Source organism: Burkholderia sp. HI4860, from assembly GCF_002223045.2.
Classification (GTDB): Bacteria; Pseudomonadota; Gammaproteobacteria; order Burkholderiales; family Burkholderiaceae; genus Burkholderia.
Genome location: NZ_NKFO02000003.1, coordinates 3128105 through 3144085, shown reverse-complemented (window position 1 = coordinate 3144085; position 15981 = coordinate 3128105). Strand labels below are relative to the sequence as shown.

The 15981-nt window shown below is 64.3% G+C and carries 10 protein-coding genes; 6 read left to right on the top strand and 4 right to left on the bottom strand.

Going from position 1 to position 15981, the window contains the following annotated elements:
* Positions 1 to 74 precede the first annotated feature (74 nt).
* Positions 75 to 884 (top strand): IclR family transcriptional regulator, encoded by an 810-nt coding sequence (locus tag CFB34_RS29965; protein WP_034183553.1) that lies wholly within the window; start codon positions 75 to 77, stop codon positions 882 to 884.
* A 130-nt stretch (positions 885 to 1014) separates the two neighbouring features.
* Positions 1015 to 2337: an IS4 family transposase gene (locus CFB34_RS29960; protein ID WP_242808714.1), complete on the top strand. Its 1323-nt coding sequence runs from the start codon at positions 1015 to 1017 to the stop codon at positions 2335 to 2337.
* Positions 2338 to 2409: 72 nt separating this feature from the next.
* Here CFB34_RS29960 and pbpG read toward each other — a convergent pair whose 3' ends face one another.
* Positions 2410 to 3576, bottom strand: coding sequence for a D-alanyl-D-alanine endopeptidase (gene pbpG / locus CFB34_RS29955; protein WP_089440510.1), 1167 nt, complete (start codon positions 3574 to 3576; stop codon positions 2410 to 2412).
* Positions 3577 to 4229: 653 nt separating this feature from the next.
* Here pbpG and CFB34_RS29950 point away from each other — a divergent pair.
* On the top strand, positions 4230 to 4796 hold the full coding sequence (locus tag CFB34_RS29950) for a phasin family protein (RefSeq protein ID WP_039364780.1): 567 nt from the start codon (positions 4230 to 4232) through the stop codon (positions 4794 to 4796).
* Between the two features lie 205 nt (positions 4797 to 5001).
* On the opposite strand, the gene lpdA is transcribed toward CFB34_RS29950, so the two are convergent.
* The 3 genes from lpdA to aceE form a co-directional block, all read right to left on the bottom strand.
* Complete coding sequence (gene lpdA / locus CFB34_RS29945) at positions 5002 to 6768, bottom strand: dihydrolipoyl dehydrogenase (RefSeq protein ID WP_089440511.1); 1767 nt, start codon at positions 6766 to 6768, stop codon at positions 5002 to 5004.
* A 278-nt stretch (positions 6769 to 7046) separates the two neighbouring features.
* Positions 7047 to 8690: a dihydrolipoyllysine-residue acetyltransferase gene (aceF, locus tag CFB34_RS29940; protein WP_089440512.1), complete on the bottom strand. Its 1644-nt coding sequence runs from the start codon at positions 8688 to 8690 to the stop codon at positions 7047 to 7049.
* A gap of 68 nt (positions 8691 to 8758) precedes the next feature.
* Positions 8759 to 11455: a pyruvate dehydrogenase (acetyl-transferring), homodimeric type gene (gene aceE / locus CFB34_RS29935; protein WP_089440513.1), complete on the bottom strand. Its 2697-nt coding sequence runs from the start codon at positions 11453 to 11455 to the stop codon at positions 8759 to 8761.
* 273 nt (positions 11456 to 11728) lie between these two features.
* On the opposite strand from aceE, the gene fixL reads away from it, so the two are divergent.
* From fixL to folD, 3 genes are all read left to right on the top strand, one after another.
* Entirely contained in the window at positions 11729 to 14245 is a 2517-nt protein-coding gene (fixL, locus tag CFB34_RS29930) for an oxygen sensor histidine kinase FixL (RefSeq protein ID WP_089440514.1), read from the top strand.
* Complete coding sequence (fixJ, locus tag CFB34_RS29925; protein WP_006493245.1) at positions 14242 to 14880, top strand: oxygen response regulator transcription factor FixJ; 639 nt, start codon at positions 14242 to 14244, stop codon at positions 14878 to 14880. Before fixL ends, fixJ begins: the two co-directional genes overlap by 4 nt.
* Positions 14881 to 15115: 235 nt before the next feature.
* On the top strand, positions 15116 to 15976 hold the full coding sequence (gene folD, locus CFB34_RS29920; protein WP_089440515.1) for a bifunctional methylenetetrahydrofolate dehydrogenase/methenyltetrahydrofolate cyclohydrolase FolD: 861 nt from the start codon (positions 15116 to 15118) through the stop codon (positions 15974 to 15976).
* Positions 15977 to 15981 lie beyond the last annotated feature (5 nt).

Here is a 15981-nt window from a genome sequence, read left to right as displayed (position 1 = left end):
CGCTTTTTTCACAATACGAGATACAATCGTCCCAACACCGCTTGACGCGTCAACCGATTTCTCCCCCCCCCGACATGAGCCAACCCACCCCGGATTCAAAAACGTCGATCCAGGTGATCGAACGCATGATGCGGTTGCTGGACGCGCTCGCCGCGCACAGCGACCCTGTCAGCCTGAAGGAGCTTGCGCAGCGGACCGAGCTGCACCCGTCGACCGCGCACCGCATCCTCAACGATATGGTGACCTGCCGTCTCGTCGACCGCTCCGATCCCGGCACGTACCGCCTCGGCATGCGGCTGCTGGAGCTCGGCAACCTCGTGAAGGCGCGCCTGTCGGTACGCGACGCGGCGCTGATGCCGATGCGCGAACTGCACCGCCTCACCGGGCAGACCGTGAACCTGTCGGTGCGCCAGGGCGACGAGATCGTCTACATCGAGCGTGCGTATTCGGAACGCTCGGGGATGCAGGTGGTCCGCGCAATCGGTGGCCGCGCGCCGCTGCACCTCACGTCGGTCGGCAAGCTGTTCCTCGCGGCCGACGAAACGTCACGCGTGCGCGCGTATGCGACGCGTACGGGGCTGTCCGGCCATACGCAGAACAGCATCACCGACATCGCGAAGCTCGAGCGCGAGCTGACGATCGTGCGCCAGCAATCGTGCGCGCGCGACAACGAGGAACTGGAGCTCGGCGTGCGCTGTATCGCGGCCGGCATCTACGACGATTCGGGCAAGCTCGTCGCGGGCCTGTCGCTGTCGGCACCGGCCGATCGCCTCCAGGATGCGTGGCTCGGCCAGTTGAGCCGCACGGCCCTCACCATTTCGGAATCGCTCGGCTACCGGCCGGCGCCCGCGAAGGATGCGGACGGGCTGCAGCGGCAGGCATAAGCCGCTCCCGCTCGCCCAATGAAAAAGCCCCGCGATTGCGCTAATGCCGTTCAGTTAAGACCTGAACGGCATTTTTGTTTTCGGGGTTTGGAGTTGTAAACGGGGCGGCAAGCTGTTAACTTTGGTCGCGATGCTAAGCGACCACCTGACCTTCCTGTTGGATGCAGCGCCCGCCGACCTAAGTCGGCTGGGCGAGCATCTGCCGCAGGAGTGGATCGAGCAAGCCATTGATGCCACGGGCACGGCCAGCATTCGTCGCCGGCGCTTACCGGCCGAACAAGTCGTGTGGTTGGTCATCGCGCTGGCGATCTACCGCCACTGGTCCATCAGTGAGGTGGTCGATAGCCTGGATCTGGTGTTGCCCAACGAAGCGACGTTCGTCAGCAAGAGCGCCATCGCTCAGGCTCGGCAGCGATTGGGTGATGCGCCCATGGCGTGGTTGTTCGAGCGAACCGCGCAAGCCTGGTGCCAGCAAGACGCGGCACGCCACGCCTTCAAGGGGTTGAGCTTGTGGGCCATGGATGGCACCACGTTACGCACGCCAGACAGTCCGGCCAATCGCGAACACTTCGGCGCTCAGGGCTATGCCAGCGGCAAGGTGGCGAGCTATCCGCAGGTGCGAGCCGTGACCCTGAGCTCGCTTCCGACTCACCTCGTTGCAAACATTGCGTTTGGTCGCTACGACACGAATGAGATGCTGTATGTCAAGCAATTGCTGGAACAGATTCCGGATCATTCGCTGACGGTCTTCGACAAGGGCTTTCTATCCGCCGAGATCCTGTGCGGCCTGAGCGCAGGCGAACGTAATCGCCACTTCCTGATTCCCGCCAAATCCAATACGCGCTGGGAAGTCGTGTCTGGCAAATCCGAGGATGCCTTGGTGCGAATGCGTGTTTCACCGCAGGCGCGGCAGAAGTGCCCGGAGTTGCCTGAATGGTGGATGGCTCGCGCGATTCGCGTGCTTGATGCGGCGGGCCGTGAGCGGGTGCTGCTGACTTCGCTGACCGATCGACGTCGATTCAAGGTGGCGGATTTGAATGCCTGCTACGAACGTCGCTGGCAGGTTGAAACCAGCTATCGCGAGCTCAAGCAATCCATGCTTGGCAGCGCACTGACGCTACGCAGCCGGACTGTCGAAGGCCTTTATCAGGAAATCTGGGGCGCTTTGATCGCCTACAACCTGATCCGTCGCGAAATGGCCTGCGCTGCCTTCGAGGCCAAGTGCGAGCCAACCGAACTCAGTTTCGTGCGCTCCTTCCACCTTATCCAGCACGAGATGATGTGGGCCGCGCGTACGCCAGCATTGGCAAAGCTCCCCGCCGTTCTGAAACGACTACGTGAGCACCTCAAACTGCTCATCAACGTAAAACGGCCCGATCGTAAATGCGATCGGGCCGTCAAATCCCTTCCGGCTCGTTATGCCGTTCGATATCTTCGGAAAGACCTTAACTGAACGGCATTACCGCGATTGCGGGGCTTTTTTTCAGCCATCGGCGCGGCGGCAAACCGCCACGCCATCGTGCGATCAGGTCCCGCCGCTCGGCGTGTTGGCCGCCGTCAGGCGCTCGCCGCCGCCGGCATCGAGCCAGTTGCGCAGGCGCGCCGCATCGGCGAAGCGCGAATACTTGCCGAACGAATCGAGCAGCACCATCACCATCGGCTTGCCGTGGATCGTCGCCTGCATCACGAGGCACTCGCCCGCTTCGTTGATGAAACCCGTCTTCTGCAGACCGATGTCCCACGAGCCATTGCCGCGGATCAGCGCGTTCGTGCTGTTGTAGACCAGGTTGCGCTTGCCCGTGTACACCTCGTAGGTGCGATCGGTCGAGAACTGACGAATCATCGGGTACTGGTACGCCGCATTGACCATCTTCACGAGGTCGCGTGCGCTCGACACGTTCGAGCTCGACAGACCCGTCGAATTCTCGAAGTGCGTGTCGGTCATGCCGAGCGACTTCGCCTTCGCGTTCATCGCGGCGATGAACGCCGGGCGACCACCCGGGTAGTAACGCGACAGCGCGGCGGCCGCGCGGTTTTCCGACGCCATCAGCGCGATGTGCAGCATGTCTTCACGCGACAGCACCGATCCGACCGACAGGCGCGAGCCCGTGCCCTTCTCGTAGTCGCGGTCTTCGTCCGTGACTTCGAGCTGGTCGGTCATCGGCGTCTTCGAGTCGAGCACGACCATCGCCGTCATCAGCTTCGAGATCGACGCGATCGGCACGACGGCGTGCGAATTCTTGTCGAACAGCGGCTCGCCCGAATTCTGGTCGACGACGTACGCGACGCTCGAACGCAGCGCGAGCGCGTCCGGCGTGTCGTGCAGGCCGAACGCCTGGCCGACGGTCGGCCGGCGCGGCTGGAACGCGACCTTGCGGACTGCGCCGTGATGGCCGCCATGCACGTTCGATGCGAGCGTCACGCGCTTGCGCGACGCCTTCGCGCGCGGCGCGTCGGCGGCCGCCACCTTCGCGGATTTGTCGGAGCTGGCCTTGGCCGACTTCTTCTTCGCGGACGAAGCAGGAGCGACAGCCTTTTTCTTGGCGGCTTGTTGAGTCTTCGCAGTGGCGGCAAAGGCGTCAGCCGGCGCGACGGACGCGGTGGTCGCCAGCAAGGCGACTGCGACCGACACAGCCGTGCCGAGCGTCATGCTCTGCAACAATCTGCGCGGTGAAAACGATTCGGCTTTCATTGGGGTCTGGACAAAGCGGGCGGGAGGTTTCCGCAAGTGTAGTTAAAGCTGAAAAAAAGAGCAATATTAGGCACTTACCGATCGTCGTTAAACCGGAATGTAAGGGTCGGCCAACCTCTGACCAATGAACCCTCCCGCTCCCATCGAAAAAATCGATGGGATGCGCTGCCCGACAGTACCCGTCTCCCGATTACACACGGTTAATTGAGATAACGTCACTTCGGAGGCGATTTAAAGCGGGGAAACTACGTATCCGGCGCTCGGGGTGCCAGGGGCGCCGGTCTCGGCCGTGGCGGCGGCACGTCGCCACGGGACGCGCATCGAAACGGCGCGTTTTCGACAGGAACAGAAGGATAACGTTCCACAGGCCTGTCAGGTTTACCTGTGCATGATCATGGTGCGCCGCGCCTGCCCCTCAGCCGTGCGCACCATCTGGGATCGCGGCATGAAACCGATTCCGAACAGGCACGATAACTCGTTGTTTTATCGATAATTTGTCGCGATTGTGCAACGCACAAAAAATACTTGACATTGGATTTCTCTGCCCTAAAATAAGCCTCATTGCTGCGTTGCACAAAGCGCGCGCATCCGAGGTTCCCCAGCGTAGTGCCCTTTCCCCTGCGATCGACGCGATCGCTTTTCAGGAGCTTGACATGTCCTTGCTGACCCCCGAGCAAATCGCCGCCGCCCAGAAAGCCAACCTCGAAAGCCTGTTCGGTCTGACGACCAAGGCATTCGAAGGCGTCGAAAAGCTGATCGAACTCAACCTGCAGGTCGTGAAGTCGACGCTGGCCGAAGGCCAGGAAAACGCACAGCGTCTGCTGTCGGTGAAGGACGCACAGGAACTGATCGCGCTGCAAGCCAGCCTGTCGCAGCCGGTCGCGGAAAAGGTCCTGTCGTACGGCCGTCACCTGTATGAAATCGCATCGTCGACGCAAGCCGAGTTCGCGAAGGTCGCCGAAGCGCAATTCGAAGAGCAGAACAAGAAGGTCCAGGCACTCGTCGACAACGTCGCGAAGAACGCCCCGGCCGGTTCGGAAACGGCTGTCGCTGCACTGAAGTCGGCACTGAACGCTGCGAACACCACGTACGAAACGGTTCAGAAGGCCACGAAGCAAGCCGTCGAAATCGCTGAAACGAACTTCAACGCTGCTGCTGCCGTCGCCACGAAGGCTGCTACCGCCGCTGCTGCACGTCGTACGAGCAAGCCGGCCGCGTAAGCGTCCCCTGCTCCTGAAAGAGCCGCGCCCAGCGCGGCTTTTTCGTTTCTGGCGCCGGAACATGCCGGAACCGGCAGGCCGCCGACCATGCTCGAACGGTCGTTTGAGCATCGGCCGCGCATAAAAGAAAACGCCGCCGCCCGGATGGCCCGGGCGGCGGCGTTTTTTCGTGGCCGGCAAATTGCCGACCGAAGAGCCGATCGCGTTACTTCTTGCGTTGCGGCGGCAGGTCGGTACAGACGCCTTCGTACAGCTCGGCGGCCATGCCGACCGATTCGCCGAGCGTCGGGTGCGGATGGATCGTCTTGCCGATGTCGTCCGCGTCCGCGCCCATCTCGACGGCGAGGCACACTTCGCTGATCAGGTCGCCCGCGTTCAGGCCGACGATGGCACCACCGATCACGCGATGGGTTTCCTCGTCGAAGATCAGCTTCGTGAAGCCTTCGTCACGGCCGTTCGCGATCGCGCGGCCCGATGCGGCCCACGGGAACACGGCCTTGCCGTACTTGATGCCTTCGGCCTTGCACTGGTCTTCCGTCTTGCCGGCCCACGCCACTTCCGGATCGGTGTACGCCACCGACGGGATCTGCAGGGCGTCGAAGTACGCCTTTTCGCCGTGTGCGGCTTCCGCTGCGACGTGGCCTTCATGCACGGCCTTGTGCGCGAGCATCGGCTGGCCGACGATATCGCCGATCGCGAAGATGTGCGGGACGTTCGTGCGCATCTGCTTGTCGACGTCGATGAAGCCGCGATCCGTGACCGCGACACCCGCCTTGTCGGCGCCGATTTTCTTGCCGTTCGGGCTGCGGCCCACCGCGACGAGCACGAGGTCGTAGCGCTGCGCTTCCGCCGGGGCCTTCTCGCCCTCGAACTTCACGTAGATGCCGTCTTCCTTCGCTTCCGCGCCGACCGTCTTGGTCTTCAGCATCACGTTGCCGAAGCGCTTCGCGTTGTACTTTTCCCAGACCTTCACCAGATCGCGGTCCGCGCCCATCATCAGGCCGTCCATCATTTCGACGACGTCGATCTCGGCGCCGAGCGTCGAGTACACCGTGGCCATTTCGAGGCCGATGATGCCGCCGCCGATCACGAGCATGCGCTTCGGCAGCTGGCGCAGTTCGAGTGCGCCGGTCGAATCGACGACGCGCGGGTCTTCCGGCATGAACGGCAGCTTCACGGCCTGCGAGCCCGCGGCGATGATCGCCTGCTTGAACTTGACGACCTTCTTGCCGTTTTCGCCCTGCACTTCCATGTGGAACGGATCGACGAAAGCGCCGACGCCCGTGACCACTTCGACCTTGCGCGCCTTTGCCATGCCGGCGAGGCCCGTCGTCAGCTTCTTGACGACGCCGCCCTTGAAGTCGCGCAGCTTGTCGAGATCGACTTCCGGCTTGCCGAACGTGATGCCGTGCGATGCGAGCGCCGCGGCTTCCTCGACGACGAGCGACGTATGCAGCAGCGCCTTCGACGGGATGCAGCCCACGTTCAGGCACACGCCGCCGAGTGTCGAATAGCGTTCGACGAGCACTGTCTTCATGCCGAGGTCGGCGGCGCGGAACGCGGCCGAGTAGCCGCCGGGGCCGGCGCCGAGCACGAGCATGTCGCACTCGATGTCGGCGGCACCTGCGTAGCTGCCGGCTTGCGGCGCGGGTGCCGGAGCGGCGGCGGCCGGTGCCGGCGCAGCTGCTGCGGGCTTGGCCGCTTCGGGTGCTTTTGCGGGTGCGGCGGCGCCAGCCGATGCTTCGACGATGGCGATGACGGTGCCTTGCGAGACTTTCTCGCCGGCCTTGACCTTGATTTCCTTGACGGTGCCGGCGACGTCGCTGGGCACTTCCATGGAGGCTTTATCGGATTCGAGCGTGATGAGCGTTTGCTCTTTTTCGATCACGTCGCCGGGTTTGACGTTGACTTCGATGACATCGACGCCGCTGAAATCGCCGATATCCGGAACCTTGACTTCGATGAGACTCATTACTGTCCCCTTCTTGATTAGCTGCAGACAGAGGGGGGAGAAACCCGCGCAAGAACCCAAGACTACGGCCTGACAAGAAAACGCGAACCTGGGCAGGACCACCTTTGCCGTCCGCCCAAGGACGCGCCTTTCTTTTGGTTACTTTTCTTTGGAAGACAAAGAAAAGTGACCGCCGCCCCGCGCAGGGGCGACGCTAATAGACCGTTAGCAAAACAGGTTCAACGACAGAGCGTGGATAACGAACAAAAACCCCACGCCCCCGCGAGCCCCCCCGCTCATCAAAGAATGATGCGACGGAAATCGGCGAGCAACGCACCGAGATACGCATTGAACCGCGCGGCTTCGGCGCCATCGATCACACGATGGTCATACGACAGCGACAGCGGCAGCGTGAGCCGCGGCACGAATTGCTTGCCGTCCCACACCGGCTTCATCTGCCCGCGCGACAACCCGAGGATCGCCACTTCCGGCGCGTTGATGATCGGCGTGAAGTTCGTGCCGCCGATCCCGCCGAGCGACGAGATCGAGAAGCAACCGCCCTGCATCTGGTCCGGCTTCAGCTTGCCGTCGCGTGCGGCCTTCGACAGCTCGGCCATTTCCTTCGCGATGTCGACGAGACCCTTCTTGTCCGCATCGCGGATCACCGGCACGACGAGACCATTCGGCGTGTCCGCGGCAAAACCGATGTGGTAGTACTGCTTGAACACCAGGTTGTCGCCGTCGAGGCTCGCGTTGAACGTCGGGAATTTCTTCAGCGCAGCGACGACCGCCTTGATCACGAACGCGAGCATCGTGAACTTCACGCCTGCCTTCTCGTGTTCCTTGTTCAGCTGCACGCGCAGCGCTTCGAGCTCGGTGATGTCCGCTTCGTCGTTGTTCGTGACGTGCGGGATCATCACCCAGTTGCGATGCAGGTTCGCGCCCGAGATCTTCTTGATGCGCGACAGCGGCTTCGCTTCGAACGGGCCGAACTTCGAGAAGTCGACCTTCGGCCACGGCAGCAGGTTCAGCTCGCCGCCGCCTGCCGGCGCGGCTGCCGCGCTCGGTGCCGCGCGCTGGCCGGTCATCACGCCCTTCACGAAGCTCGTGACGTCTTCCTTCGTAATACGGCCCTTCGGACCCGAACCCTGCACGCGTGCGACTTCGACGCCGAGCTCACGTGCGAACTTGCGCACCGATGGCGATGCGTGGCTCGCGCGGTATTCGCCCGACGGTGCAGCAGCCGGCGCCGGAGCGGCAGCAGCCGGTGCCGGGGCGGCCTTCGCGGGTGCGGCGGCAGGTGCGGGCGCCGGAGCGGCAGCGGCCGGCGCGCTCGCCTGCGGTGCGGCAGCAGCGGCGCCTGCGGCTTCGAGCAGCACGATCAACGTGCCTTCCGACACCGAATCGCCCACCTTCACCTTGATCTCTTTCACGACGCCGGCGGCCGGGCTCGGCACGTCCATCGTCGCCTTGTCCGACTCGAGCGTGACGAGCGACTGCTCCTTCTCGACCGTGTCGCCGACCTTCACGCCGATCTCGATCACCGGCACATCCTTGTAGTCGCCGATGTCGGGAACCTTCACTTCGAGCGTGCCGCCGGCTGCTGCCGGTGCGGCCGCCGGTGCTGCAGCGGCCGGTGCCGGTGCTGCCGCCGGAGCCGGAGCAGCCGCGGGCGCGGCCGCGCCGTTCGCCTGCGCCGCGGCGCCGCCTTCGAGCAGGATGATCAGCGAGCCTTCCGACACGGAATCGCCCACCTTGACCTTGATTTCCTTCACGACGCCGCCGACCGGGCTCGGCACGTCCATCGTCGCCTTGTCCGACTCGAGCGTGACGAGCGACTGCTCCGGTTCGACGGTATCGCCGACCTTCACGCCGATCTCGATCACCGGCACATCCTTGTAATCGCCGATATCCGGCACCTTCACTTCGATCGCTTGACTCATCTGTTTCTGTCTCCATGGCCGCGCGCGCCCCTCGCGGAGGCGGCGCGCGGCATCACACGGCGTGTGCGTTAAACGGTCATCGGGTTGGGCTTCGACGGATCGAGGTTGTACTTGGCGATCGCATCCGCGACCACCTTGCGCTCGATCGTGCCCTCGTCGGCCAGCGCGTTGAGCGCGGCGACGGTGACCCAGTGACGGTCGACTTCGAAGAAGTGACGCAGCTTCTCGCGGGTATCCGAGCGGCCGAAGCCGTCCGTGCCCAGCACGACGAAGCGGCGATCGATCTGGCCGCGGATCTGGTCGACCAGCGCACGGACGTAGTCGGTCGATGCGATGACCGGGCCCTGCGTGTCCTTCAGGCACTTCTGCACGTGCGACAGACGACGCTCTTCGGTCGGATGGAGCAGGTTCCAGCGTTCGACCTGGTGGCCTTCACGCGCCAGCTCCGTGAAGCTCGGCACGCTCCACAGGTCGGCGGCGACGCCCCAGTCGTTCTTCAGCAGGTCGGCGGCAGCGATCACTTCGTTGAAGATCGTGCCCGCGCCGAGCAGCTGGACGCGCGGCGCCTTCGCGTCGGCGTCGGCCTTCTTGAACGCGTACATGCCCTTGATGATGTCGGCCGCCACGTGCTCGCCCTGCGGAATCGCCGGGTGCTCGTAGTTCTCGTTCATCACCGTGATGTAGTAGTACACGTCTTCCTGGTCCGCCACCATGCGGCGCAGGCCGTCCTGGACGATCACGGCGAGCTCATAGCCAAAGGTCGGGTCGTAGCTCACGCAGTTCGGCACCGATGCCGCCCACAGGAGCGAGTGGCCGTCTTCGTGCTGCAGGCCTTCGCCGTTCAGCGTCGTGCGGCCCGCGGTACCGCCGAGCAGGAAGCCGCGCGAACGCATGTCGCCCGCGGCCCATGCCAAGTCGCCGATCCGCTGGAAGCCGAACATCGAGTAGAAGATGTAGAACGGCACCATGATCTCGCCGTGCGTCGAGTACGACGTCGCCGCCGCGATCCAGTCGCACATGCCGCCCGCTTCGTTGATGCCTTCCTGCAGGATCTGGCCGGTTTCCGATTCCTTGTAGAACATCAGCTGGTCGGAATCTTCCGGCACGTACTTCTGGCCCTGCTGGTTCCAGATGCCGATCTGGCGGAACAGGCCTTCCATGCCGAACGTACGCGATTCGTCCGGGACGATCGGCACGACGCGCTTGCCGAGCGCCTTGTCCTTCAGCAGGATGTTCAGGATCCGCACGAACGCCATCGTCGTCGAGATCTCGCGGCCTTCGCCCGTGCCCTTCAGCAGCGGCTCGAACGCGTCGAGCGTCGGCACCGGCAGCGACGTCGCCTTCTCGCGGCGATGCGGCAGGTAGCCGCCGAGGTCCATGCGCTGCTTGCGCATGTATTCGAGTTCCTTCGAGCCTTCCTCGAACTTCAGGTACGGCACGTCGGCGATCTGCTCGTCGGTGATCGGCAGGCGGAACTGGTCACGGAACTTCTTCAGTTGCTCGACCGGCAGCTTCTTCTGCTGGTGCGTGATGTTCATTGCCTGGCCCGACTCGCCCATCCCGTAGCCCTTGATGGTCTTCGCGAGGATGACGGTCGGCGCGCCCTTCGTGTGCGTGGCTTCGTGGAAAGCCGCGTAGATCTTGTGCGGATCGTGGCCGCCGCGGTTCAGCGCCCAGATGTCGTCGTCCGACCAGTCGGCGACGAGCGCCTTCAGTTCAGGCGAGTTGAAGAAGTGCTCGCGCACGAACGCGCCGGATTCCGACTTGTACGTCTGGTACTCGCCGTCGACGACTTCCATCATGCGGCGCATCAGCGCGCCGGACTTGTCGCGTGCGAACAGCGCATCCCAGCGGCTGCCCCAGATGACCTTGATCACGTTCCAGCCGGCACCGCGGAATTCCGATTCGAGTTCCTGGATGATCTTGCCGTTGCCGCGCACCGGGCCGTCGAGGCGCTGCAGGTTGCAGTTGATCACGAACACGAGGTTGTCGAGCTTCTCGCGGCTCGCCATCCCGATCGCGCCGAGCGATTCCGGTTCGTCCGTCTCGCCGTCGCCGAGGAATGCCCACACCTTGCGGCCTTCCGTCTTCGTGATGCCGCGCGCTTCCAGGTACTTCATGAAGCGGGCCTGGTAGATCGCCATGATCGGGCCGAGGCCCATCGACACGGTCGGGAACTGCCAGAAGTCCGGCATCAGCCACGGGTGCGGGTACGACGAAATGCCGTTGCCGTCGACTTCCTGGCGGAAGTTGTCGAGCTGCTCTTCCTTCAGGCGGCCGAGCAGGAACGCGCGCGAGTAGACGCCCGGCGACGAGTGGCCCTGCACGAACACGAGATCGCCGCCGTGCTGCTCGGACGCTGCGTGCCAGAAGTGGTTGTAGCCGACGTCATAGAGCGTCGCGGCCGATGCGAACGATGCGATGTGGCCGCCGACGTTCGTGTCCTTGCCTGCGCGCAGCACCATCGCCAGCGCGTTCCAGCGCGTGTACGAACGGATGCGGTGCTCGATGTCCTGGTCACCCGGGATCTTCGCCTGCGCGGAGACCGGGATCGTGTTGATGTACGGGGTATTCGCGGAAAACGGCAGGTGTTCGCCGTGCATGCGGGCGAATTCGATCTGCTTTTCGATCAGGTAGTGCGCGCGGCCAGTGCCCACGGAGGAGATTACGCCGTCGAGCGACTCGAGCCATTCGACGGTTTCCTGCGGGTCGTCGTCATGTTCAGCGGCGACATATTTCATCACTTCGTTCGGTACAGCGGACATTCTCGTCTCCTGGGTCCTGGAATGTGAGGATCGCTCTCATGCAGACGACGCGACGCGACCGGCTGCGGGCAAGCTCCGACGGATTGTAATGAGCGTGCGCGGGCATGCGCAACAAAATTTTCGAATTGTGAGATCTTTTCTCGCAATACGAAATATTGCTGCGCTGCACCCATATTTCGGGGCTCTCGGGCGCGCCGCGGCTGAACAAATCCGTTTCCGTTCAACATATCCGGTATCGGTTTTCCATGTATTGCGCTGCGCTACAATCCTGCCATGTTGACCGATCGGCTTTTCGCACGCTCGGCGCGACCGTCGGGCCCGCCGGCGGAGTCGCAGCCGTCCCGTTGGCACCACGGACCGTGGTGGTCCAATTCCTATTTGCTGACGCCCCTGCTGTCGATCCTGGTGTTCCTGGTGGTGATGAGCCTCATCCTGTGGAGCCTCAACCGCCGCGAACAGCAGCAGCAGGAAGACACCCTCTTCCGTAACGTCGCCTGGGCGCAGCAGCAGATCCGCCTGTCGATGACGGGCGCGCAGGAACAGCTCCAGGCACTATCGCGCGATCTCGCCTCCGGCCGCCTCGACCAGAACGCGTTCCAGATGGCGGTCGCGGACGTGATGCAAACGCATCCGGAAATCCTCTATCTGAACTGGTACACGTCGCCCGGCGTGCAGCGCTGGCCGACCGTGCATCCGCCGCTGCTCGGCCAGCGGCTCGCGAAGCCCGGCGACGCGCAGATGCAGGACGCCGTGCGCGGCGCGTACGACGAAGCGCGCAGCACGCGCCGCCAGGCCTATTCGCCGCTGATCTACGACGACTTCGGCAACGGCTTCATCACGCTGCAGACCCCCGTGATGCGCGGCGACCGCGAGTACCTCGGCTCGATCGCCGCGGTGTTCTCGGTCGAAGGCATCCTGAAGCACGACATCCCGCAAGAGTTGTCGTCGAAGTACAAGATCTCGATCACCGACGCGAACAACCGCGAGCTGTCGTCCACGTCGACGCGCCCACGCCTGCCGCGCGACTCGCACTACGACCTGCCGCTCGATCCGCCCGGCCAGGGGCTGACCGTGCGCGTGTACGCATTCCCGCAGCTCACGAACCTGACCAACAACACGCTCGTGTGGCTCGTCGCAGGCCTGTCGTGCTTCGTGCTGTGGAGCCTCTGGAGCCTGTGGAAGCACACGCGCCAGCGCTTCGAGGCGCAGCAGGCGCTGTACGCGGAAGCGTTCTTCCGCCGCGCGATGGAAAACTCGGTGCTGATCGGCATGCGCGTGCTCGACATGCACGGCCGCATCACGCACGTGAACCCCGCGTTCTGCCGGATGACGGGCTGGGACGAAACCGACCTCGTCGGCAAGGTCGCGCCATTCCCGTACTGGCCGCGCGACGCGTACCCGGAAATGCAGCGCCAGCTCGACATGACGCTGCGCGGCAAGGCGCCGAGCTCGGGCTTCGAGCTGCGCGTGCGGCGCAAGAACGGCACGCTGTTCCATGCGCGCCTGTACGTGTCGCCGCTGATCGACAGCTCGGGCCGCCAGACCGGCTGGATGTCGTCGATGACCGACATCACCGAGCCGAAGCGCGCGCGCGAGGAACTCGCGGCCGCGCACGAGCGCTTCACGACGGTGCTCGAAAGCCTCGACGCCGCGGTGTCGGTGCTGGCCGCCGACGAAGCCGAGCTGCTGTTCGCGAACCGCTACTACCGCCATCTGTTCGGCATTCGCCCGGACGGCCATCTCGAGCTGTCGGGCGGCGGCTTCGACCGCGCGCAGGCCTCATCCGACTCGATCGACATGGTCGACGCGTTCGCGGGCCTGCCGGCCGCCGCGCTGACGAGCAGCACGGCGGACGCGCAGGAGGTGTACGTCGAGAGCATCCAGAAGTGGTTCGAGGTGCGCCGCCAGTACATCCAGTGGGTGGACGGCCACCTCGCGCAGATGCAGATCGCGACCGACATCACGACCCGCAAGAAGGCGCAGGAACTCGCGCACCAGCAGGAAGAGAAGCTGCAGTTCACGAGCCGATTGATGACGATGGGTGAAATGGCGTCGTCGATTGCTCACGAATTGAACCAGCCGCTCGCCGCGATCAACAACTATTGCTCGGGCACGCTCGCGCTCGTGAAGAGCGGCCGCGGCACGCCGGAGACGCTGCAGCCCGCGCTGGAAAAGACCGCGCAGCAGGCGCTGCGCGCGGGGATGATCGTCAAGCGGATCCGCGAATTCGTGAAGCGCAGCGAGCCGAAGCGCCAGCCGGCTCGGGTCGCGGACATCGTCGCCGACGCGGTCGGGCTCGCCGAAATCGAGGCCAGGAAGCGCAGGATCCGGATCGTCACGGAAATCCTCGCAAGAATGCCTATTATTTATGTCGACCCCGTGCTGATCGAGCAGGTGCTCGTGAACCTGATGAAGAACGCGGCCGAGGCAATGGCCGACGTGAAGCCGGCGTCGGCGGACGGCGTGATCCGCGTCGTCGCCGACATCGAGGCGGGCTTCGTCGACATCCGCGTGATCGACCAGGGCCCGGGCGTCGACGAAGCGACCGCCGAGCGCCTGTTTGAACCGTTTTACAGCACCAAGTCCGATGGCATGGGCATGGGGCTGAATATCTGCCGTTCGATCATCGAATCGCATCGGGGGCGTCTGTGGGTGGTCAACAACGTCGAGCCGGATGGCCGCATTTCCGGCGCAACGTTCCACTGCAGCCTGCCCATTGGGGAACCCGCTGATCTCGGCCAAGGGGGGCGCGAGGCATCGGCATCACATACCGTTACGGGAGAACTATGAATAGCCCTGTCACCACCACTCAGGAAACCGTCTTTGTCGTTGACGACGACGAGGCCGTACGGGACTCGCTGCGCTGGCTGCTGGAGGCGAACGGCTATCGCGTGCAATGCTTCTCGAGCGCCGAGCAGTTCCTCGATGCCTACCAGCCTGCGCAGCAGGCCGGCCAGATCGCGTGCCTGATCCTCGACGTCCGGATGTCGGGCATGAGCGGCCTCGAACTGCAGGAGCGCCTGATTGCCGACAATGCCGCGCTGCCGATCATCTTCGTCACGGGTCACGGCGACGTGCCGATGGCCGTCTCGACGATGAAAAAGGGTGCGATGGACTTTATCGAGAAACCGTTCGACGAAGCCGAGCTGCGCAAGCTCGTCGAGCGGATGCTCGACAAGGCCCGAAGCGAAAGCAAGAGCGTCCAGGAACAGCGCGCCGCGAGCGAACGCCTGTCGAAGCTGACCGCGCGCGAGCAGCAGGTGCTCGAACGGATCATCGCGGGCCGCCTGAACAAGCAGATCGCCGACGATCTCGGCATCAGCATCAAGACGGTCGAAGCGCACCGCGCGAACATCATGGAAAAGCTCAACGTCAACACGGTGGCCGACCTGCTGCGCCTCGCGCTGTCGAAAAAGCAGGCCTGAACGGGGTTGCCGCGCGGCCCGGGCAGCCCTGCCCGGCGGGCCGCGCCACCGCCGTCGCGCGATGCGGCCCACTCGCGCGGCGGCGTTCTTCCCGGCGCGCAAGCGCCGCAGCCATGACGCTTCCCGTGCATTCGATGTCGGACGGCGGCAGGCGGACGGTATAATTCCGTGCTTTGCTGCGGTGCCCCTCGGGCGCCGCACGCCCGCATTCCAACTTCCCGGCAGGACCACCACCATGACAGCCCTCCTCATCGACGGCAACGCCCTTTCGAAGACCCTGCGCGCACAGGCCGCCGAACGCGCCGCCGCCCTGACCGCACGCGGCCACCAGCCCGGTCTCGCGGTGATCCTCGTCGGCGCCAACCCGGCCAGCGAAGTCTACGTGCGCAACAAGATCAAGGCGTGCGAGGACAACGGTTTCTTCTCGCTGAAGAACGCGTACCCGGACACGCTGTCGGAAGCCGACCTGCTCGCGCACATCGACGCGCTGAACCGCGATCCGAAGATCCACGGCATCCTCGTCCAGCTGCCGCTGCCCAAGCACATCGACAGTCACAAGGTGATCGAGGCGATCGCACCGGAGAAGGACGTCGACGGCTTCCACATCGCGAACGCCGGCGCGCTGATGACCGGCAAGCCGCTGTTCCGCCCGTGCACGCCGTACGGCGTGATGAAGATGTTCGAGGCGCACGACATCCCGCTGCAGGGCGCGAACGCGGTCGTGATCGGCCGCTCGAACATCGTCGGCAAGCCGATGGCGATGATGCTGCTCGACGCCGGCGCGACCGTGACGATCTGCCACAGCAAGACGCGCGACCTCGCCGCGCACACGCGGCAGGCCGACATCGTGGTCGCCGCGGTCGGCAAGCGCAACATCCTGACCGCCGACATGGTGAAGCCCGGCGCGACGGTGATCGACGTCGGCATGAACCGCGACGACGCGGGCAAGCTGTGCGGCGACGTCGACTTCGCGGGCGTGAAGGAAGTGGCCGGCCACATCACGCCGGTGCCGGGCGGCGTCGGCCCGATGACCATCACGATGCTGCTGATCAACACGATCGAAGCCGCCGAGCGCGCCGCCGACGCGGCCGCCTGAGCCCC

Bases quoted from the DNA above. Each gene is read 5' to 3' on its own strand.
- CFB34_RS29965 (WP_034183553.1), top strand. From the start codon at position 75: ATGAGCCAACCCACCCCGGATTCAAAAACGTCGATCCAGGTGATCGAA.
- CFB34_RS29960 (WP_242808714.1), top strand. From the start codon at position 1,015: ATGCTAAGCGACCACCTGACCTTCCTGTTGGATGCAGCGCCCGCCGAC.
- pbpG (WP_089440510.1), bottom strand. From the start codon at position 3,576: ATGAAAGCCGAATCGTTTTCACCGCGCAGATTGTTGCAGAGCATGACG.
- CFB34_RS29950 (WP_039364780.1), top strand. From the start codon at position 4,230: ATGTCCTTGCTGACCCCCGAGCAAATCGCCGCCGCCCAGAAAGCCAAC.
- lpdA (WP_089440511.1), bottom strand. From the start codon at position 6,768: ATGAGTCTCATCGAAGTCAAGGTTCCGGATATCGGCGATTTCAGCGGC.
- aceF (WP_089440512.1), bottom strand. From the start codon at position 8,690: ATGAGTCAAGCGATCGAAGTGAAGGTGCCGGATATCGGCGATTACAAG.
- aceE (WP_089440513.1), bottom strand. From the start codon at position 11,455: ATGTCCGCTGTACCGAACGAAGTGATGAAATATGTCGCCGCTGAACAT.
- fixL (WP_089440514.1), top strand. From the start codon at position 11,729: ATGTTGACCGATCGGCTTTTCGCACGCTCGGCGCGACCGTCGGGCCCG.
- fixJ (WP_006493245.1), top strand. From the start codon at position 14,242: ATGAATAGCCCTGTCACCACCACTCAGGAAACCGTCTTTGTCGTTGAC.
- folD (WP_089440515.1), top strand. From the start codon at position 15,116: ATGACAGCCCTCCTCATCGACGGCAACGCCCTTTCGAAGACCCTGCGC.